Source organism: Janthinobacterium leeuwenhoeki (assembly GCF_051380795.1).
Taxonomy (GTDB): domain Bacteria; phylum Pseudomonadota; class Gammaproteobacteria; order Burkholderiales; family Burkholderiaceae_D; genus Janthinobacterium.
This window is the reverse complement of the sequence record NZ_JBNYXT010000018.1, coordinates 62,786-82,457: the sequence shown is the minus strand read 5'-3', so window position 1 is coordinate 82,457 and position 19,672 is coordinate 62,786. Positions and strand designations below refer to the sequence as shown.

At 62.4% G+C, this 19,672-nt stretch carries 21 protein-coding genes and 1 pseudogene; 12 read left to right on the top strand and 10 right to left on the bottom strand.

All coding sequences use genetic code 11. From position 1 onward, the window contains the following. The first annotated feature begins 139 nt into the window (after nucleotides 1–139). On the top strand, nucleotides 140–721 hold the full coding sequence (locus ACQ4WS_RS15590) for an SRPBCC family protein (protein ID WP_436477655.1): 582 nt from the start codon (nucleotides 140–142) through the stop codon (nucleotides 719–721). A gap of 11 nt (nucleotides 722–732) precedes the next feature. On the opposite strand, the gene ACQ4WS_RS15585 is transcribed toward ACQ4WS_RS15590, so the two are convergent. The 4 genes from ACQ4WS_RS15585 to ACQ4WS_RS15570 form a co-directional block, all read right to left on the bottom strand. Further along, the gene (locus ACQ4WS_RS15585) at nucleotides 733–1,188 is read right to left on the bottom strand and encodes a hypothetical protein (RefSeq protein WP_436477653.1); all 456 of its coding nucleotides are present in this window, start codon (nucleotides 1,186–1,188) and stop codon (nucleotides 733–735) included. A gap of 42 nt (nucleotides 1,189–1,230) precedes the next feature. Beyond that, entirely contained in the window at nucleotides 1,231–1,671 is a 441-nt protein-coding gene (locus tag ACQ4WS_RS15580; protein WP_436477652.1) for a DUF2721 domain-containing protein, read from the bottom strand. 112 nt (nucleotides 1,672–1,783) lie between these two features. Beyond that, entirely contained in the window at nucleotides 1,784–2,740 is a 957-nt protein-coding gene (gene pip / locus ACQ4WS_RS15575; protein ID WP_436477650.1) for a prolyl aminopeptidase, read from the bottom strand. A 76-nt stretch (nucleotides 2,741–2,816) separates the two neighbouring features. Next, complete coding sequence (locus tag ACQ4WS_RS15570; RefSeq protein WP_034752896.1) at nucleotides 2,817–3,299, bottom strand: Lrp/AsnC family transcriptional regulator; 483 nt, start codon at nucleotides 3,297–3,299, stop codon at nucleotides 2,817–2,819. Nucleotides 3,300–3,451: 152 nt separating this feature from the next. On the opposite strand from ACQ4WS_RS15570, the gene ACQ4WS_RS15565 reads away from it, so the two are divergent. Beyond that, nucleotides 3,452–4,072, top strand: a complete 621-nt coding sequence (locus ACQ4WS_RS15565; RefSeq protein WP_436477648.1) for a LysE family translocator — start codon at nucleotides 3,452–3,454, stop codon at nucleotides 4,070–4,072. Here ACQ4WS_RS15565 and ACQ4WS_RS15560 read toward each other — a convergent pair. The 5 genes from ACQ4WS_RS15560 to ACQ4WS_RS15540 all read right to left on the bottom strand — a co-directional run bounded on the left by ACQ4WS_RS15560 (nucleotide 4,009) and on the right by ACQ4WS_RS15540 (nucleotide 9,423). Continuing rightward, a complete protein-coding gene (locus ACQ4WS_RS15560; protein WP_436477646.1) occupies nucleotides 4,009–5,445 on the bottom strand; it encodes a tetratricopeptide repeat protein in 1,437 nt (478 codons plus the stop codon). The genes ACQ4WS_RS15565 and ACQ4WS_RS15560 overlap by 64 nt on opposite strands. Nucleotides 5,446–5,564: 119 nt before the next feature. Then, nucleotides 5,565–6,305, bottom strand: coding sequence for an acetoacetyl-CoA reductase (phbB, locus tag ACQ4WS_RS15555; protein ID WP_152251604.1), 741 nt, complete (start codon nucleotides 6,303–6,305; stop codon nucleotides 5,565–5,567). A 211-nt stretch (nucleotides 6,306–6,516) separates the two neighbouring features. Next, complete coding sequence (locus ACQ4WS_RS15550) at nucleotides 6,517–7,695, bottom strand: acetyl-CoA C-acetyltransferase (RefSeq protein WP_436477644.1); 1,179 nt, start codon at nucleotides 7,693–7,695, stop codon at nucleotides 6,517–6,519. A gap of 204 nt (nucleotides 7,696–7,899) precedes the next feature. Beyond that, entirely contained in the window at nucleotides 7,900–8,385 is a 486-nt protein-coding gene (locus ACQ4WS_RS15545; protein ID WP_436477642.1) for a phasin family protein, read from the bottom strand. Between the two features lie 129 nt (nucleotides 8,386–8,514). Further along, entirely contained in the window at nucleotides 8,515–9,423 is a 909-nt protein-coding gene (locus ACQ4WS_RS15540) for a LysR family transcriptional regulator (protein ID WP_035823611.1), read from the bottom strand. 162 nt (nucleotides 9,424–9,585) lie between these two features. Between ACQ4WS_RS15540 and ACQ4WS_RS15535 the strand changes: the two are divergent. From ACQ4WS_RS15535 to minE, 4 genes and pseudogenes are all read left to right on the top strand, one after another. Then, nucleotides 9,586–10,312 (top strand): annotated as a pseudogene (locus ACQ4WS_RS15535) (5-methyltetrahydropteroyltriglutamate--homocysteine S-methyltransferase); the annotation flags it as partial. A gap of 337 nt (nucleotides 10,313–10,649) precedes the next feature. Then, nucleotides 10,650–11,399 (top strand): septum site-determining protein MinC, encoded by a 750-nt coding sequence (gene minC, locus ACQ4WS_RS15530; protein WP_436477640.1) that lies wholly within the window; start codon nucleotides 10,650–10,652, stop codon nucleotides 11,397–11,399. A gap of 37 nt (nucleotides 11,400–11,436) precedes the next feature. Beyond that, complete coding sequence (gene minD / locus ACQ4WS_RS15525; RefSeq protein WP_010393629.1) at nucleotides 11,437–12,252, top strand: septum site-determining protein MinD; 816 nt, start codon at nucleotides 11,437–11,439, stop codon at nucleotides 12,250–12,252. A 1-nt stretch (nucleotide 12,253) separates the two neighbouring features. Continuing rightward, nucleotides 12,254–12,505, top strand: a complete 252-nt coding sequence (gene minE, locus ACQ4WS_RS15520; protein WP_034752886.1) for a cell division topological specificity factor MinE — start codon at nucleotides 12,254–12,256, stop codon at nucleotides 12,503–12,505. Between the two features lie 3 nt (nucleotides 12,506–12,508). Here the strand turns inward: minE and ACQ4WS_RS15515 are convergent, their stop codons facing one another. After that, nucleotides 12,509–13,012, bottom strand: a complete 504-nt coding sequence (locus ACQ4WS_RS15515; RefSeq protein ID WP_436477637.1) for a hypothetical protein — start codon at nucleotides 13,010–13,012, stop codon at nucleotides 12,509–12,511. 171 nt (nucleotides 13,013–13,183) lie between these two features. Between ACQ4WS_RS15515 and ACQ4WS_RS15510 the strand changes: the two genes are divergently transcribed. The 6 genes from ACQ4WS_RS15510 to gshA all read left to right on the top strand — a co-directional run bounded on the left by ACQ4WS_RS15510 (nucleotide 13,184) and on the right by gshA (nucleotide 19,672). Then, complete coding sequence (locus ACQ4WS_RS15510; protein ID WP_436477635.1) at nucleotides 13,184–13,873, top strand: response regulator transcription factor; 690 nt, start codon at nucleotides 13,184–13,186, stop codon at nucleotides 13,871–13,873. An 81-nt stretch (nucleotides 13,874–13,954) separates the two neighbouring features. Further along, entirely contained in the window at nucleotides 13,955–15,229 is a 1,275-nt protein-coding gene (hemA, locus tag ACQ4WS_RS15505; RefSeq protein WP_436477633.1) for a glutamyl-tRNA reductase, read from the top strand. A gap of 88 nt (nucleotides 15,230–15,317) precedes the next feature. Further along, the gene (gene prfA, locus ACQ4WS_RS15500; protein ID WP_436477631.1) at nucleotides 15,318–16,394 is read left to right on the top strand and encodes a peptide chain release factor 1; all 1,077 of its coding nucleotides are present in this window, start codon (nucleotides 15,318–15,320) and stop codon (nucleotides 16,392–16,394) included. 111 nt (nucleotides 16,395–16,505) lie between these two features. Further along, entirely contained in the window at nucleotides 16,506–17,024 is a 519-nt protein-coding gene (locus ACQ4WS_RS15495) for a disulfide bond formation protein B (protein ID WP_436477629.1), read from the top strand. A gap of 11 nt (nucleotides 17,025–17,035) precedes the next feature. Then, nucleotides 17,036–17,866 (top strand): peptide chain release factor N(5)-glutamine methyltransferase, encoded by an 831-nt coding sequence (gene prmC, locus ACQ4WS_RS15490; protein ID WP_436477627.1) that lies wholly within the window; start codon nucleotides 17,036–17,038, stop codon nucleotides 17,864–17,866. Nucleotides 17,867–18,070: 204 nt separating this feature from the next. Beyond that, nucleotides 18,071–19,672, top strand: coding sequence for a glutamate--cysteine ligase (gene gshA, locus ACQ4WS_RS15485; protein WP_436477625.1), 1,602 nt, complete (start codon nucleotides 18,071–18,073; stop codon nucleotides 19,670–19,672).

The window sequence follows — 19,672 nt, the reverse complement described above, 5'->3', positions numbered from 1 at the left end:
GGTTGCAGGCCGTACGGTAGCAAGCATTGCCGCTCGCCGCAGCGACTTTCTCTAGACCGCGAGTTCTAAATCGCCCGGCGCGCCCGCCGGCGATGGGTACAGCTTGTGCCGGGCGCAAGTTTCCCGTAGGCTAGGTGGCATGACGCGACTCTTCCTTTGCCTGCTGATGCTGTGCGCCGTCCCCGCAACCGCGCTGGCACAGGCGACACGCCTGGACAAGCTCAAAGTTGACGTCAAGCGCATCGAGGTCGACGGGCAGCGCATGTATGAAGTCGATGCCAGCGGCAGCGTGCAGGCGCCGCCGGCGTCCGTCTGGAAGACCTTGACCACCTACGAGCGCATGCATGAATTCGTGCCCGACCTCATCTCTTGCCGCGTGCTGTCGCGCAACGGCAATGAAGTCATCATCGAGCAGCAGGGCATGGCGCGCTTCCTGTTCATGAACCACCCCATCCATCTGGTGGTGCGGGCCACGGAAACGCCGTTCACGGCCATCGACATCGCCCTGATCTCCGGCGACATGCGGCATTACGCATCACGCTGGAATCTGTATCCGATTCCCGAGACGGGCGGCACGCGCATCGTCTTTTCCAGCCGGCTGATGCCGGGCTTCTATGTGCCCGGCATGCTGGGCACGACCATGATACGCGGCGATATCGAGCACATGATGGCGGCAGTATTAGCCCGCATCGACAGCCAGTACGCCGATAAATCCGGATAAATCAGGCTCAATTACGCTAAATACGTGTCGCGGTCGCGGATTTCCGCGAAGTTTTCCAGGCTGCCCAGCTTTACCGTGACGGGGTTCAGGCTCGCCTGCGGCTGCATCGAGCGCCAGGCGAACAGCCATTCCTGCTCGGGCGCTTCGGCACGCGTCTTGGTGAAGGCGGCGCCCAGGGCCGCGCGCTGGCCATATTCGACCTGGCCATCGATGCCTGCCCAGCTGGGCAGGGTGCGCTGCACGGCGCGGTGCAGGCGTTCGCCGAATTCCTCCGTATTGTGGATGATCAAACAAGCGTCGGCCGGGGCGAACAGATCGAACAGTTGCTTGTCCCACACTTGCGAAAAGCTCAGAGTCAGACAATTGCCCGCCGGTGCCAGGCGGAACTGGCCCAGGCTCAGCGCCAGCTCGAGTTCGCTGCGCTGGCCGTAGCGGTGCAGGGTGGGGGGACGTTTGTAATCGTGCATACTGGACTCGTTCTTCAATAGTAGGGTAAATCGGCGCGCCGCTTAACGTGGCGGGCGGATATGGCGCCGGATGCGCTGGGCCGTCGCGGCCAGATAAATTTCGCGCAGTAAATAAATAAAACAGCCGATCAGGCAAATCACGGCCAGCACAAAGAAGGCCGCGATGTATTTGTCCAGGGTCAGGTTCAAAATATCGCCCAAAAACAGCATGGCGATGATGACGCAGACGAAGAAACCGCAAGCCGTGCTGAGCGAAATCGAATAATTGATCAGATGGGTACGCGTATAGAGCGTATCTAACTCATCCATGTAGAAATCGTTGTAACCGATGTCGAGCCGGTCTTCCAGCACGCGCGTGCGGTCGATGATGCGGCCCAGGCGGTTGGTCAGCACCACCAGCATGGTGCCGATACCGGTCAACAGGAAAACCGGCGCAATCGCCAGCTGGATGATATGGCCGATGTCGCCGATCTGTATGTTCATGGATAAAAAGTCGTGGGTTCACACCGGCGCCCGACCCTGGCGCCAGCACAGGCCATAGTGTAGCAGGTGGCGCACGCCGGCTGGCCGCTTTGCCAACCGGCATGTTTTAACGTCATGCGAAGCCGCGCCCCGGGACGAAGCGCTCGGTGGCGCGCACCAGCGCCGAAGCGATGCCGTGCTCGAGCGCGCCATGGCCCGCGTCCGGGATCATGTCCAGCTGCGCGCCGGGCCAGGCTTGCTGCAGGCGGTAGGCCGACAGGGGCGGGCAGATGGCGTCGTAGCGCCCCTGCACGATGACGGCCGGCAAATGCGCGATGCGTCCCATGTTGCGGATCAGCTGGTCTTCCTCGAAGAAACCGAGATTGGCCATGTAATGCGATTCGAGCCGGCCCACGCCCAGGTCCAGCGCGTCGTTCGGCGCATCTTCCGGTTGCGGCATCAGGTACACGCGGCGGCCCTCGAAGCGGCTCCAGGCGCGCGCGGCGGGCCAGTACACGGCCGGGTCGCTGCTGAGGATGCGTTTCACATAGGCGGCCAGCAAGTCGCCCCGTTCCTCGGGCGGGATGGGCGCGGCAAATTCTTCGTACAGTTCCGGATAAAACCAGCGCACGCCGTCGATGAACCAGTCGATTTCCTCCTGCGTGCAGAGGAAAATGCCACGCAACACGAAACCGAGGCAAGCTTCGGGATGTGCCTGGCCATACGCCAGCGCCAGGGTCGAGCCCCAGGAGCCGCCAAACACCAGCCATTGGGCGATGCCGAACTGAGCGCGCAGCACTTCGATATCCTCGATCAGCAGCTGCGTCGTGTTGTTGCGCCATTCGCCCAGCGGCGTGGACTTGCCCGCACCGCGCTGGTCGAACAGGATCACGCGGTAGCGCTGCGGGTCGAAGAAGCGGCGGTGCTGCGGCGACAGGCCCGCGCCCGGGCCGCCATGCAGGAACAGCACGGGAATGCCGTCGGGGTTGCCGCACTCTTCCCAGTAAATGGTGTGGATGTCATCGACCGCCAGCATGCCGTGCCGGTTCGGCGACAGGGCGGGAAACAGGGGAGTCAGGGAGTCTGGCATGGCGGTCCTTAGAATGGCGTCAGGCGCCAGGCACGATTCCTGGCAACTGTTCCAATTATAGTGCGCCGCCAGCGCCTCAGGCCAGCAGCAAGGGCAGGCGGTTCGACGACTTGATTTCGCGCATCGACAGGCTGGACTGAATTTCCGCCACGCCAGGCAGGCGGCGCAGCACGGTCGAGACGAATTCGCCATACGCTTCCAGGTCGCGTGCCACCACTTGCAGGAAATAATCGGCTTCGCCCGCCACATTGTGGCAAGACAATATCTCGGGTATCGTCGCGATGGCTTGCTCGAACTGCGATGGCTGCTCGCCGCCATGGTTGGCAAACACGACCCGCACAAACGCCACCAGGCCGATGCCCAGCTTCTTGCGGTTAAGCAAAGCCTGGTAGCCGGTAATAAAACCTTCCTCCTCCAGGCGGCGCAAGCGGCGCCAGACGGGGGTTTCGCTCAGCTTCAAGCGCTCGGCCAGGCGCGCATTCGACAGCCGTCCTTCATCCTGCAACAGCCTGAGTATCTGCAAATCGGTGGCGTCGAGGCTAACTTCTGAAATTTTCATCTAATTTTTGTTTTTATAGGAGTGGAATCTACCCGAATACTAGGGCATGCAAGGCAGAAAAAGCAAGCACATTTCGTCACGACAAGAACATAATGGGGCCCGGCGAGCAGGCCGCACCGTGCGCCTGCTCCCGCTTTCTTTTCGACTGGTCCATGTCCGATTCTACCTTCCTGATGTACCTGCTGGCACTGGCTGGCGCCTTTTTATTACCGGGCCCCGACATGGCGCTGGTACTGGCGACAGGTGCCGCGCGCGGCGTGGCCACGGCGCTGGTGACGGCGCTGGGCATCGCCGGCGCGCGCGCCGTGCATGTGGCGCTGTCAGGCGCGGGTCTGGCGGCGTTGATGGTGACGCATCCGCAAGCCTTGCAGTGGGTCAAATGGGCAGGCGCCGCGTATCTGCTGTACCTGGCGCTGCGCCTGCTGCAGTCGGCCCTGTCGAGCAAAACGGCACAGGAAGACGCTGCCCCCGCCACGGCGCACGGCGCCAGCGCCAGCTGCGTGCGCGGCTTCCTGACGAATCTGCTCAATCCGAAGGCACTGCTGTTTTGCAGCATGTTCCTGCCGCAATTTGTCGTCGGCAGCGAGCAGGTCGGCATGCAATACCTGCGCCTGGGCGCCGTCCTGGTACTGGTGGGCTTGCTGTTCGACGCCGTGTACGCCGTGCTGGCCGCGCGCCTGGCGCGCCGCCTGCGCGGCAAACCTTCGCCTTACGGCAAGTTCGTGCTGCCCACCGTCTTCGTCTTGCTGGCCGGGCGGCTGGTGCTGGGCTGATCTTTCAGCGGAAGCGCTGCCCCGCCGGCAAAGAAGGCGGGGTAATCGTTCAGCAAGCTACGCTCCAAATCGTTGACCTTGCGAAATTGCCGCAGCGACGGCGCCATGGCCCGGCCCGCATCCCAGCTGCGCCAGGCGTTCGGCGCATCGAATTGCGCCAGCAAGGCGTCGCCCAGGTCCTGGTACACGGCGGCCATGTGCGGTTTTGCCTGCAGCACTTGCAGATACAGCGCGGTCGCTTCCGGCCATTGCCCCAGCTTGGCACGCAGATTCCCCTCGAACAAAGCCAGTACCGGCTGCTCCAGGCCGTGCTGCTGGCGCAAGCCCTGCACGGTGGCCAGCGCGGCCTGAATGCCTTCCTTGTCCTTGGCCAGCAATGCGCGCGTCAAGTCGTGGATGGGCTCACACTCCTGCATGGCCAGCATCTGCTGTGGCGACAGTTTGTCGACCAGCGCGCCCGTGGAAAAATGGTCTTCCAGCATGCTCAAAAAAGCCTCGAAGGGTTTTTCTGACGCAAACAGGCGCTCTGCTTCGGCCCGTAGCGCCGGATGCGACTGGGATCCCAGCGGCGGCAACAGCGCCGCCTGCGCCAGCACTCTTTCGAGCGCAGACGCATCGGCCGCCAGCGGGCGCGGCCGGTAAGCAGCCAGGGAATACGTGGCAGGCGCAGCCGCCGTCATGGCGCTGATGCGGAACTGGCGCGTGACCGTCCCGCCCACCTCCTGGTAGTGCAAGGTGAATGCGGCGGGAAGGCGCTTGCCGTCTGCCAGCATCTTCAGCACCAGCGGGTGGCCGCCCCAGGTGTAGCGCACATACTGGGCAAACGCCGTCGCATCGTCGCCGCTGACGGGGCTGCCGGCTATCCCCAGGCGCAGCAGGGGCTGCCCGTCGAGTGACCACAGCACGGCGCCGTCGAGCACTTGCGGCAGCAAGGCCCCATGCCGCTTGTTGTCCAGCACCGACAAAGCCTGTTCCTCATACACGCGAGGCGTTGCGTGCTGGTCAATGCCGCCCGCCTTCAAGATGCCGGCGATTCCCTGCCGGTGGCGCAGCTCGGCGGCGCGAAAGCCGGCCACGTCGAACAGCGAATACGTGTCGTAGGTGGACGCCGCCATATCGATCAGGTGGCGGCGGCGCGTGGCAAAGTCAAACACGGACAGGCTCTTGCCATCACGCACGCTGAGGTAATGCGGGCCCAGCACGACATCGCTTTCCTGCGTGTCGCGCGCGGGCAGGCTGGTTTTCACGCCGGGCTTGTTGACGCGCTCGGTAATCACCGTGACGTGGAACGCGACGCTGGCCTGGGCCGCGCTGGCGCCCAGGAAAAGGATGGCGGCCACGCTGGCGCGGCGCAAGGCAGGAACAAGGGGCATGGAGAAAGATGCGGTGAAGAAACACTGATTCTAAGGCAAATCCGGCCACCCCCTTGTTTTGCTGGCAAGCAAAAAAAAAGACAGCCGCAGCTGTCTTTCCTGTTTTACCTCAACAACGATTACGACATGTGCTGGCCGCCGTTGATCGAGATGTTGGCGCCCGTGACGAACGCCGCTTCATCGGATGCCAGGTAGGCGACCAGGCCAGCCACTTCTTCCGGCTTGCCCAGGCGCGCCATCGGAATTTGCGGGATGATTTTGCTGTCGAGCACTTCCTGCGGAATCGCCATGACCATCTTGGTGCCGATGTAGCCTGGCGAGATGGTGTTGACGGTAACGTTCTTGCGCGCCACTTCCAGCGCCAGCGACTTGGTGAAACCATGCATGCCGGCTTTCGCGGCCGAATAGTTGGTCTGGCCGAAAGCGCCCTTCTGGCCGTTCACGGACGAGATATTGATGATGCGGCCCCAGCCGCGTTCCACCATGCCGTCGCAGACGGGCTTGGTCATGTTGAAGACGGAATCGAGGTTGGTGCTCATGACGGCATCCCAGTTCGGCTTGTCCATCTTCTTGAACGTCATGTCGCGCGTGATGCCGGCGTTATTCACCAGCACGTCGACAGGACCGATTTCCGCTTCCACGGCCGCCACGCAGGCAGCCGCCGAATCGTAGTCGGCCACGTCGCACGGATACGCCTTGAAGTCATAGCCCATGTCCTTGGTCGTCGCCAGCCACTCCTCGACCTTCGGATTGCCTGGGGAATATGTGGTCACCACGCGATAACCGAGCGCCGCCAGCTTGAAACAGACCGCTTCGCCCAGACCACCCATGCCACCAGTTACCAATGCAACTCTTGCCATTTTCATCCCCTCAGTGTCGTGCTGTTGCTAAAAAGTTAATTATTTAATCAAAACAGTCCAAAACCGCCGCGTGACGGCGATGTACCGCAGCGTACCCAAGCGTAGCGAGCGGTGATGATTTGTGGCTAAGAAGCGCAACCGTGCTCTAGCACGGTGAGCATCGCAGGCCGCAAAGCGCGCCGCGCAGTAGCTTGGGTGCGGTGCCAGCTACTTAGTCGCGCTCGATGGCCAGAGCAACGCCCATGCCCCCGCCGATGCACAGTGCGGCCAGGCCTTTCTTGGCGTCGCGGCGTATCATTTCGTGGATCAGGGTGACCAGGATGCGCGCGCCGGACGCGCCGATCGGGTGGCCGATGGCAATCGCGCCGCCGTTCACGTTGATCTTGCTGGTATCCCAGCCCATTTCCTTGTTGACGGCAATCGCTTGCGCGGCAAACGCTTCGTTGATTTCCATCAAGTCCAGCTCTTCATGCGTCCAGCCGGCTTTTTTCAGGCACAGACGCGAGGCGGAGACAGGGCCCATGCCCATGACGGCCGGGTCCAGGCCCGACGAGGCGTAGGCCTTGATGCGCGCCAGCGGCTTCAAGCCCAGTTCCTTCGCTTGCGAGGCCGACATCATGATCACGGCGGCGGCGCCATCGTTCAGGCCGGAGGCATTGCCGGCGGTAACAGTACCGTCCTTGGCGAACGCGGGGCGCAGGCCGGTCAGCGACTCCAGGGTCGAACCAGGCTTGATGTATTCATCGCTGTCGAAGACCACGGTGCCTTTTTTGTTGGCGATTTCCAGCGGCAGGATTTCATCCTTGAACTTGCCCGCTTTTTGCGCCGCTTCCGCCTTCAGTTGCGACTGCAGCGCGAATTCATCTTGCTCGGCGCGCGTCACTTCGTATTTCTTGGCGACGTTTTCCGCCGTGATGCCCATGTGGTACTGGTTGTACACGTCCCACAGGCCATCGACGATCATGGTGTCGATCATCTTGAAGTCACCCATGCGGTAACCGTCGCGCGAACCGTTCATCGCGTGCGGCGAGGCGCTCATGTTTTCCTGACCGCCGGCGATGATGATGTTGGCGTCGCCGCACTTGATCGCTTGCGCCGCCAGGTGCGTGGCCTTCAGGCCGCTGCCGCATACCTTGTTAATGGTGAATGCCGGGATGGAGCTTGGCAGGCCAGCCTTGATGACGGCCTGGCGCGCGGCGTTCTGGCCGACGGCAGCCGTCAGCACCTGGCCCAGGATGGCTTCGCCGATCAGGTTCGGGTCGATGCCGGTTTGTGCCAGCAAGCCCTTGATTACATGCGCGCCCAGTTCGGACGCAGGAATCTTGGCCAGACTGCCACCGAATTTGCCGACTGCGGTACGGCCGGCGGCCACGATTACGACATCATCCATTTATTTCTCCGATATGCAGGCCACGAGGGCCAAGGTCAAGGTGCTAATAGAATCCAATGAGAATCCGGGAAAGACGCGTTTCATTCTAGCGCGGCATGCGCCGCAGTTCCAGCGCCGCACCGCAGGCGGCGGCGATGACAGCCTGCCTGCGGTGGCGGCGGGCGGACTGGCGCGACGGATAGCCGCTGCCTGGCCGCAACACGCTCAAGCCTGGCGAGCAGGACGCGTAGTTTTATTTTTATCATACCCTTCATCGGCGCCGCCGAAAGTGGTTTTTAGAAAATTATTGAAGGGAATAATCAGGGGTACGGGGGTTTGCTTTACCACCTGCAACAGCTCACGAAATTTTTGACGCGATGCAGCAAACTCATCCTTTGTCACCGTTTCGAATTTCTCCTGGGTTTCTTGAGCAACATCCTTTGCCTGGCGGCCATATGCGCCGAGGCGTTCGATGGCCAGTTGCGACTGCGTGCGCGACAATTGCAGCAGCGCTTGCGTATCCTTCACGGACAGCAGCTGATTGCCCGCCACCGTAGCGGCGGCCAGCGCCGCGCCGGCCGCATCGAGCTGCAAGTCCAGCACGCTGGCGCCGCTGTCGACGGCAGCCTGGACATACGCTTGCGCGCTGATCAATTGCGCTTCCACCACGGCCTTGCCGGCCAGTGCCCATTGCTCGGGAAATGAAACCATAGTGCTCCTCTCCAATTTGAAGGCGGTGCCATGTTGCGCCGCACAGTGCTCAACTCTAAGCGCTGGTTTATTGCTGAACCTTGATATTTATCAAGCTTTCCTGTTGGTTTGTTTCCAACTCAACGTTGATCAGGACAACAACTTGATACCGTCCAGCGAGGCCGCGCACTGCTCACGTATCACGCTGACGAAATCGCGCACATACGCCTTGTCCTGCAGATGGTCCGGCACGGACACATACAGGTCGCTCCACAGGCCGTGCTCACCCACCGGGCGCGCCACCACATAATCGTAATCGACATAATTCTTGATGGCCCAGTTGGGCAAGGCGGCGATGCCGCGCCGGCTCGCCACCAGTTGCAGCACGGCAACCGTCAATTCGGCCGTGCGGCGTTCAAACTGGATGCCGGCCGGCCGCAGCACTTCGCGGATCAGGTCGATACGCTCTTCCGGCACGGGATAGGTGATCAGGGTCTCGCCCGTAAAGTCGGCCGCCACCAGCCGGCGCTGCGCCTGCAACCGGTGCTTCTGCGCCATCACCACCAGCATTTCAAAGCGGAACAGGGGAAACACGGTGAAATCGGGGCCATATGGCGAACCGATCACCAGATCCGCCTCGCCCGAGCGCAGCAAGTCCGCCGGTTCGCTGTGAAAGCCGGAGACAAGATCGATCTCCACTTCCGGCCAGCGCTGGCGGAACGCATCCATCACCGGCATGAGCCAGTCGAAACAGGTATGGCATTCGAGCGCCACCCGCAGCTGCCCCTTGTCGCCCTGCGACAGGCGCGCCACGTCGCGCTCGGCCAGCTCGATCTCGGGCAGCAGCTTGTCGGCCAGCTCCAGCAGGCGGCTGCCCGTGGCCGTAAACGCGATCGGCATGGACTTGCGCTCGAACAGCGGCGCCTTGTAGCGCTCTTCCAGCAAACGGATCTGGTGCGACAGGGCTGACTGGGTCAGGTTGAGCAGTTGCGCGGCACGCACCAGGCTGCCGGAGGAACGCAGGGCACTCAGGGTGCGCAGGTGACGGATTTCTAGCATCGGGAAAGGGAAGGATGTACGTGAATTATTTTCATGTTATTTAGTAAAATGTTTCTTTTTGATTATAGATCAAGTTGCCGCACACTCTAGCGCATTCACATTAAATCTCGATGACATCATGACTGTTCGTACCCACATCCTTGGCTTTCCCCGTATCGGCTTGTCTACGGCGCCCTGCTCGACCGCCTGAAACAGTACGGCGTGACGTGGGTGCAGCTCGACGAACCGATCCTGGGCCTGGACTTGCCCAACGCATGGCGCAGCGCTTCTGAAAGCACGTATTGGCAGCTGAACCAGGTGGGCGTGAATATCCTGCTGGCCACGTATTTCTCGCCGCTGGAAGAAAACCTCAGCCTGACCTGCCGCCTGCCCGTGGCCGGCCTGCATGTCGACGGCATCCGCGCGCCGCATGAGCTGATCAGCGTGACGGACTGGCTGCCCGCGCATAACGTCTTGTCGATCGGCATCGTCGACGGGCGCAATATCTGGCGCACCGACCTCGACGCGGCCCTGGCCGTGCTGCAACCGCTGGCGGCCGAAACGGACCTCGATGGCGAAATCAAGACCTGGCTGGCGTTCGCCACGGAGAAATTGACGGAACTGTCGCTGCTGAAGGACGCGCTGGCGGGCCATGTCTCGCCAGGCCATCGCAGGGCGGCGCGCCAGCCATCAACGGGGCGAACTGGCGGACGCCGACTATGCACAGCAGCTGCGCGCCGAAATCGCCCACGCCGTCAACCGCCAGGAAGCGCTGGGCCTGGACGTGCTGGTGCATGGCGAAGCGGAACGCAAGGACATGGTCGACTACTTCGGCGAACAGCTGAACGGTTTTATTTTCACGCGCCTGGACTGGGCCACGCGCGCCTTCCGCATCGCCGTGATTCCGCCAGCCCATTTACGGGTGAGCCCGGACTGCGGCTTGAAGACGCGGGACTGGGCGGAAACGGAAGCGGCTTAAAAAAGATGGTCGCGGCGGCGCAGCAGATGCGCGCGGCGGCATGACATAAACCTACCCAGGCCGCATGCAGGGCTGCTTTCGGGACGGCGCAGCGGTTTTCCGGGGCGCCGCCCGTTTTTTTTGACATGAAGTAGGTGTTGCCCTGCGGAATAGCACGCGCCAGGCCCCTGATGCTGATTTTTTTGCAGTAGAATGCAAGAAATTTACTGCTCCCATTGTTGCCGTACGGAACATCTGGCCTGCCGCAGTTTCACTTTGATAAATGTTTATGTCCAAAAGCCCGTCGCAGAAGCCTATCGAAATCAAGATTTCCACCGTCGTTGCTGTCTCCGCCATTCTGCATAGCGCCGATACGCAGGCACTCGATGCCGCCTTGCGCGACATGACGGGAGGCGTGGCGGACTTTTTCGAGGACGACCTGGCCGTACTGGACGTGGCGGCCTTGCCGCCCGGCAGCGTGCCCATCGACTGGGCCGCCCTGGTGGCCATGCTGAAAAAATACCGCTTGAATGCCGTGGCCGTGCGCAATGCGCCGGCCGACATGCATGACGCCATCCTGGCGCAAGGCTTGAGCCTCGACAGCGGCAAGACGCGCGACGATGCGCCGCCCAAGGATGGTCCGAAGGATACGCCCACGGCGGTGGCCCAGTCGGGCGCCGACGCGCAAGTGATGGTGATCGACACCCCCGTGCGGGCCGGCCAGCGCATTTACGCGCGCGGCTGCGACCTGATCATCACGGCTGTCGTCAACAATGGCGCCGAAATCATCGCCGACGGCAGCATCCACGTGTATTCCTCGCTGTACGGCCGCGCGCTGGCCGGCGCCTCGGGCAATGCCCAGGCGCGCATCTTCGCGCTGGCCATGGAACCGGAACTGGTCTCGATCGCCGGCGTATACCGCACGTTCGAGGATGGTTTCCCTGCGGAAATGGCGCGCGGACCCGCGCAAATTCGTTTGGCTGGCGACAGAATCGATATACACTCTGTCAATCCGGTCACTCCCGTGAACCGCTCTTAAGCTGCACAATTCAAGAGATATCTGAAAAGGATTATTTGTGGCAAGAATTATTGTTGTGACGTCCGGCAAGGGCGGTGTCGGCAAGACGACCTCTAGCGCCAGTTTTTCCACTGGCCTGGCCATGCGCGGCCACAAGACAGCCGTGCTCGACTTCGACGTGGGCCTGCGCAACCTTGACCTGATCATGGGTTGCGAGCGCCGCGTCGTGTACGACCTGATCAATGTGATCAATAAAGAAGCGACCCTGAACCAGGCCTTGATCAAGGACAAGCACTGCGACAACTTGTTCATCCTGCCCGCCTCGCAGACGCGCGACAAGGATGCCTTGTCGGAAGAAGGCGTGGAACGCGTGTTGAACGACCTGATCAACATGGGTTTCGAGTTCATCATCTGCGATTCGCCGGCCGGCATCGAGCATGGCGCACTGATGGCGCTGACGTTTGCCGACGAAGCCATCATCGTCACCAACCCGGAAGTGTCGTCGGTGCGCGATTCGGACCGCATCCTGGGCATCTTGCAAGCCAAGTCGCGCCGCGCGCAGACGGGCGGCGAACCGGTCAAGGAACATTTGCTGATCACCCGCTACTCGCCGAAACGCGTGGAATCGGATGAAATGCTGTCCTACCAGGACGTGCAGGAAATCCTGCGCATCCCGCTGGTGGGCATCATTCCGGAATCGGAGCAAGTGCTGGCCGCCTCGAACCAGGGCAATCCGGCCATCCATTTCAAGGGCACGGACGTGGCGCAAGCCTATGAAGACGTGGTCTCGCGTTTCCTCGGCGAAGAGGTCGAGTTGCGCTTTACCAACTATGAAAAGCCTGGATTACTCCAGCGCATTTTTGGGGCGAAGTGATATGGCCTTGCTTTCTTTCCTGTTCCCCCCCAAGCCGAAGACGGCCACCGCGGCCAAGGAACGCCTGCAGATCATCATCGCCCGCGAACGCAGCGGACGCGATGGTCCGGACTTCCTGCCCGCCCTGCACAAGGAATTGATCGCCGTCATTTCCAAGTACACCAAGGTCAATGCCGACGACATCAAGATCTCGCTGGACCGCCAGGGCAACCTGGAAGTCCTCGACGTCAACGTGGTGCTGCCGGACGCGTAAAGCCTAATCCGGCCGCACCGTGAGCAATTCCTGCGCCACCGCGGCGCAGGCGTTCACGTGCTGGTTGCCGATCTGGCGGAATACGGCGTAGCCGATGGCTGCCGCCACCGCCTGGCCGGCGAACGGCACGAAGCGCGCCACCTGCTTGGTGGCAATCTTGACGCCACTGCGCTTGAGCAGGTGGAGGATCAGTTCGCGCGACACCAGTTTCCCCACCAACATGCCGCCCATGCCCACCGCCGCGCGGTAGGCCATCATCTTGAACTGCGGATTGAGGCGCTCGATCTGCTCGGGCGTGAGGCCGAATTCGTGGTTGATATCATTGATCAGCATGGAAAACAGGCCCACGTCGGACATCAGGTCGATGCCGGGAATGGGAATGGCCGAGGCGCCGGCCGACATCATGGCACGCCGCTGCACCAGGCGCCGGCAACGTTCGCGCACTTGCTCGATGTCGGCATGGCTGCCCGGTATCAGGGTCCAATCGGTAGTGCTCTTGTCTGGCATGGCCGTTTCTCCGCGAATAGGGGGTGTAGATGAACAAGTGTAACGTAAAGGCCTCAGCTGCCGATTTCACTGGACACAGTTGCAATCTCTGTTATATTTCACTTGAGCATTCCTTAACATTACGATAAGCAGAGCGGACCGTCTGTTTGTTGCTACACACTCCAGCCCATTATGCGAATTGCCGTACTCGATAGCGACCATAGCCAGGCAGAACTGATCTGCCAGGTGCTCACCGCCGCCGGCCACGCTTGCCACGAGTTTCAGAGTGGCAAGGAAATGCTGGGCCAACTGCGCAAGGACAGTTGCGACATGCTCATCCTCGACTGGCATGTGAGCGATCTGGACGGTGCGGAAGTCTTGCGCCGTGCCCGGGAAAAACTGGCGCCGAAGGCGCCCGTGTTGTTTATGACCAACAGTTCCGGCGAAGACGACGTGGTGGCGGGCATGACGGCGGGGGCCGACGACTACATGATCAAGCCCCTGCGGCGCAGCGAACTGGCCTTGCGTACTCAGGCGCTGCTGCGCGTGGCCTACCCGGCCCAGAATGGCGCAGAATACTTGCAATTCGGTCATTACACGTTTGAAACCCGCCCCGGCCGCCTGCTGAAGGATGGCGAAGTGCTGGACGTGACGCACAAGGAATTCGCCCTGGCGCTGCTGTTTTTCCGCAACCTGGGCCGTCCCCTGTCGCGCGCCTACATCCACGAAGCCGTATGGCAGCGCGACACGGCCTTGCCCTCGCGCACCATGGACACCCACGTCTCGCGCGTGCGCAACAAGCTGCAGCTGAAACCGGAACACGGCTACCGCCTCGTGCCCGTCTACAGTTATGGTTATCGCCTGGAAAAACTGGGCGGGTGAATGGCGGCAAACGGCTGAGCTGCTCAAAGCGCGGGCACAAAGCGTTATAATGTCGGCATAAGTCATCCCAACAGCCCTGAAATGCAACTGCTCGCCGTCGGCCTCAACCATACCACCGCTCCAGTGTCGCTCCGCGAACAGCTGGCGTTTGCGCCTGAGCATCTGGGTTCGGCGGTGATGGCGGCGCGTACCTGGTTCCAGCGCATCGACCTGCGCGACAACGACGAAGCAGCCATTCTCTCGACCTGCAACCGCACCGAGCTGTATGCGGCCAGCCACGTGCCGAACCCGCTCGACGCGGGCGCGCATTTCCTGGCCGATTATCACAAGCTCAATTACAGCGAGCTGCGCCCCCACTTATATATGCTGCCGCAGCACGATGCCGTGCGCCACACCTTCCGCGTCGCCTCCGGGCTCGATTCGATGGTGCTCGGTGAAACGCAGATTCTGGGCCAGATCAAGGACGCCATCCGCACGGCCGACGAGGCGGGCGGCCTGGGCACGTATCTGCACCAGTTATTCCAGCGCAGCTTTTCCGTGGCCAAGGAAGTGCGCAGCAGCACGGAAATCGGCGCCCATAGCGTTTCCATGGCCGCTGCCGCCGTGCGCCTGTCGCAGCGCATCTTCGACAAGATCGCCGAGCAGAACGTGCTGTTCATCGGCGCCGGCGAAATGATCGAATTGTGCGCCACGCACTTTGCGGCGCAAAACCCGAAAAGCATCACCATTGCCAATCGCACCATGGAGCGGGGCGAGGAACTGGCGCACCGCTTCAACGGCAGGGCCATCCGCCTGGCGGACTTGCCGGAGCAGCTGCACCAGTTCGACATCGTCATCTCGTGCACGGCGTCGTCCTTGCCGCTGCTGGGCCTGGGCCTGGTCGAGCGCGCCATCAAGGCGCGCCGCCACAAGCCCATGTTCATGGTCGACCTGGCCGTGCCGCGCGACATCGAAGCGGAAGTGGGCCGCCTGAACGACGTCTTCCTGTACACGGTCGACGACCTGGGCAAGGTTGTGCAGACGGGACTGGAAAGCCGCCAAGCGGCCGTGGCGCAAGCCGAAGCCATCATCGAGACGCGCGTGCAATCATTCATGAGCTGGGTCGACGACCGCGCCATGGTGCCCGTCATCCAGCATTTGCATGAAAACAGCGAAGCGCTGCGCCTGATGGAAGTGGAACGGGCGCGCAAGATGCTGGCCAAGGGCGCCGACATCGACGCCGTCCTGGAAGCGCTGTCGAAAGGCTTGACGGCCAAGTTCCTGCACGGCCCGCAGCAAGCGCTGCACCACGCGCAAGGCGACGAGCGCAAGCAGCTGGTCACCCTGCTGCCAAAACTGTTCCGCCCCCGCCGTTAGCGCAGCCACGCTGGCCGCCCGCGCGCGACCGCCCCCTGCCCGCCTGCCGGGCCCGCATCATCCCCACACTCTTTTACCGCGAATCGCTATGAAACCATCCATGCTGGCCAAACTCGATCAACTGGCGAACCGCCTGGTCGAACTCGACGAACTGCTGATGCACCCGGACGCCACGTCGAACATGGACAGCTACCGCAAGATGACGCGCGAGCACGCTGAACTGGGCCCGCTGGTGGCCCTGTACCGTTCCTACCAGGAAGCGGGCAACGATATTACGACAGCGCAAGAGATGCTGTCCGATCCGGACATGAAGGAATTCGCGCAGGAAGAAATCGAAGCGGCGAAGGCCACCATGGCGCGCCTGGAGCGCGAATTGCAAACCATGCTGCTGCCGAAGGACGTCAACGACGAGCGCAATATCTTCCTGGAAATTCGCGCCGGCACGGGCGGCGATGAATCCGCCCTGTTCGCCGGCGACCTGCTGCGCATGTACACGCGCTTTGCCGAGCGCAACCGCTGGCAGGTGGAACTGGTGTCGTCGTCGGACTCCGACCTGGGCGGCTACCGCGAAGTGATCGTGCGCGTGGTCGGCAACGGCGCGTACTCGAAGCTGAAATTCGAGTCGGGCGGCCACCGTGTGCAGCGCGTGCCGGCCACGGAAACGCAAGGCCGCATCCACACGTCCGCCTGCACGGTGGCCGTGATGCCGGAAGCTGATGAAGTGGAAGACGTCAACATCAACCCGGCCGACCTGCGCATCGACACCTACCGCGCCTCGGGCGCGGGCGGACAGCACATCAACAAGACGGACTCCGCCGTGCGCATCACCCACTTGCCGACCGGCATCGTGGTCGAATGCCAGGATGACCGCAGCCAGCACAAGAACAAGGCGCAAGCGATGAAAGTGCTGGCCGCGCGCATCAAGGACGTGCAATTGCGCGAGCAGCAGTCGAAGGAAGCGGCCACCCGCAAGAGCCTGATCGGCTCGGGCGACCGCAGCGAGCGCATCCGCACTTATAACTTCCCGCAGGGCCGCCTGACGGACCACCGCATCAATCTGACCTTGTATAAGCTGGACTTCATCATGGACGGGGATTTGACGGATTTGACGAATGCGCTGGCGGCAGAACACCAGGCAGAGTTGCTGGCAGCGCTGGGCGATTAAACGCTGGCGCCGTTGTGTCGGCTTACGAAGCGAAGCCAGTTGTAGGTCGGCTTAGCGCGCAGCGCGTAAGCCGACAGCTTTAAGTAGCGGCTAAGCAATAAAAATCCAGCCTTGTGCGAAAATGACCAGCTCGATTCCATCCACCTCACCGTGTCGCCCATGAAAAATTCACGCACCGTCCTCCTGTCGATCGCCGCCCTGTGTTTCCTGATGCTGGGCGTGGCCATGTATTTGCAGCATGCCATGCACATGGCACCTTGCCCGCTGTGCGTGATCCAGCGCTACCTGTTCCTCGCCATCGGCATCGCCTGCCTGGCTGGCGCGGCGGCCAACCGCCCGAAAATCGGCGCAAGCGTCGGCTTGCTGGCGGCCCTGGGCGGCCTGGGCGTGGGCGCCAAGCATTTGTACGTGCTGGCCAACCCCGGCTTCTCTTGCGGCATCGATCCGGTGGAAACGGCGCTGAACAAGATTTTCACGGCGCAAGTCATGCCCTTCATGTTTGAATCGTATGGCGCCTGCGAAAACGCCGGCGAGCCGTTCTTCGGCCTGTCGATTCCGCAATGGGCGTTCATCTGGTTTGCCATTTTTAGCGTCGGCCTGCTGTGGACTTTGCTGCGCCGTCAGAAATAATTGAAAGCACCATGCCAGAAACACTGATCCCCGCCGGCAGCACTGTCGGCGCCCTGCAAATCCGTCCACTGCTCGACCCGCTCGACAACCGCATCCTGCTGGGCCATGCGCTGGGCCTGTCGCGCGTGAGCCTGATCACGCAGTCGGAGCGTGTGCTCACTCCAGATGAAACCGAACGGCTGTCAAGCTTGCTGGCACGCCGCCTGCAAGGCGAACCGATCGCCTACATCGTCGGCCAGCGCGAATTTTTCGGCCTGCCGTTCGAAGTCAACGACGCCGTGCTGATCCCCCGCCCCGACACGGAAGTGCTGGTGGAACTGGCGCTCGAACGACTGCCGCCCGGCGGGCGCGTGCTCGACATGGGCACGGGCAGCGGCGCCATCGCCGTCGCGCTGGCGCACACGCGGCCCGACGCCGTCGTCACGGCACTGGACGTCAGCAGCACGGCGCTGGCCGTGGCGCGCCGCAACGCCAGCGCCAACGGCGTCAACATCACCTTCATGGCCAGCGACTGGTTCGAAGCGCTGGGCACGGAAAAGTTTGACCTGATCGTCTCCAATCCCCCCTACATCGCCAGCGGCGACCGCCACCTGGCCGAAGGCGATTTGCGCTTTGAACCGACAGGCGCGCTGACCGACCATGCGGACGGCCTGTCGGCCCTGCGCACCATCGTCTCCGGCGCCGCGCGCCACCTGGCGTCCGGCGCCTGGCTGCTGATGGAGCATGGCTACGACCAGGCGGCCCAGGTGCGCAAGCTGCTGGCCGCTGCCGGCTACAGCAAAGTGCAAAGCTGGCGCGACCTGGCCGGCATCGAAAGAGTCAGCGGCGCCCGCCTCGGCTGACTGCGCAAAGCTTGACCCGGCGCGCGCCAGATCCTCCCACAGTTTGTTAAAATATCAAGCGAATTCCTGACCGAAGCGCCGCCCCCTCATCCGGGGCGGACGCTGGCGATGCGGCGTTTTTTGGGCCGGCGCCGACGCATTTGCCAAAATTCGGTTATTCTCAGCACAAATTATTTATCTGCTGCAAAAGAAAGGAAGCTCAAATTGCCCAACCTGTTGACTCGCCGCCTGGCATTGCTGACCGAAGATGCCAACCGCGCGCTGCTGCGCGGCTTGCGCGGCATCGAGCGTGAAACCCTGCGCGTCGACCATGCCGGCCATCTGGCTTCCTTGCCCCACCCCGCCGCCCTGGGCTCGGCGCTGACGCACCCTGAAATCACCACCGACTACGCCGAGGCGCTGCTCGAATTCATCACCCCGGCCGAACAGGACATTGCCGTCACGCTCGACAAGCTCGACACCGTGCACCGCCACGCCTACAGCCGCCTTGGCGACGAGTTGCTGTGGAGCCAGTCGATGCCCTGCCAGTTGCCGCCCGAAGCGGACATCGCGATCGCCAACTACGGCAGCTCGAACATGGGCATGCTCAAGCACGTTTACCGGCGCGGCCTGGCCTTGCGCTACGGCAAAGCCATGCAATGCATCGCCGGCATCCATTACAACTATTCGCTCGACGAGCAGCTGTGGCAAGTGCTGGCCAGCAACCCGGACACCAGCGCCAGCCCGACACAGGCGGCCGCCACGCCGAAAGACGTGCAATCGGAAAGCTATCTGGCAACGATCCGTAATTTCCGCCGCTACAGCTGGCTGCTGATGTACCTGTTCGGCGCTTCGCCGGCCCTGTCCGCCGGTTTCCTGCGCGGCCGCGCGCACAAGCTCGACACCTTGTCCGACGACACCTTGTTCCTGCCCTACGCCACCAGCCTGCGCATGAGCGACCTCGGCTACCAGAACGATGCCCAGTCCGGCCTGCGCCCACACGAAAACAGCCTCGATGATTACGTCAACGCCCTGACGCACGCCGTCAACGACCCGTATCCGCCGTATGCGGCGCTGGGCACAAAGAAGGATGGCGAGTGGATTCAATTGTCCACCAACGTGCTGCAGATCGAAAATGAATACTATTCGACCATCCGCCCCAAGCGCGTGATCCGCACGGGCGAGCGCCCCATCCAGGCCCTGTGCCTGCGCGGCGTGCAATACATCGAAGTGCGCTGCATGGATGTCGACCCGTTCGAGCCGGTCGGCATCAGCCTCGAAACGGGCCGCTTCCTCGACGCATTTTTGCTGTTCTGCGCGCTCGACGACAGCGCGCCCATCTCGGCCGAGCAAAGCGCCTGCTACACGAACAATTTCGCCCGCACCGTCAAGGAAGGCCGCAAGCCGGGCTTGACCCTGCGCCGCGATGGCGAGGAAATCACCCTGCAGGCGTGGGGCGAGGCATTGCTGGCGCGCATCGCGCCCGTGGCGGCCTTGCTCGACGCGCGCCATGGCGGTACGCAACATGCGGACAGCCTGGCGGCGCAGGCAGCCAAACTGGCCGACCCGGACACGACGCCATCGGCAAAGGTATTGGCCGAACTGCGCGCCAACGGCGGCTCATTTGCCGCCTTCGGCCTGCGCCAGAGCGAACGCCACGCCGCCTACTTCCGCGCGCATCCGGCAACGCCGGAACAAAGCGCGTATTTCGACGCGATGGCCGCCAGCTCGCTGGCCGAGCAGCGCGCCATGGAGGCGGCGCCGGCTGGCAGCTTCGACGATTTCGTCGCCGCCTACCGCGCCAGCACCCTGTGTTCGCACAGCTGA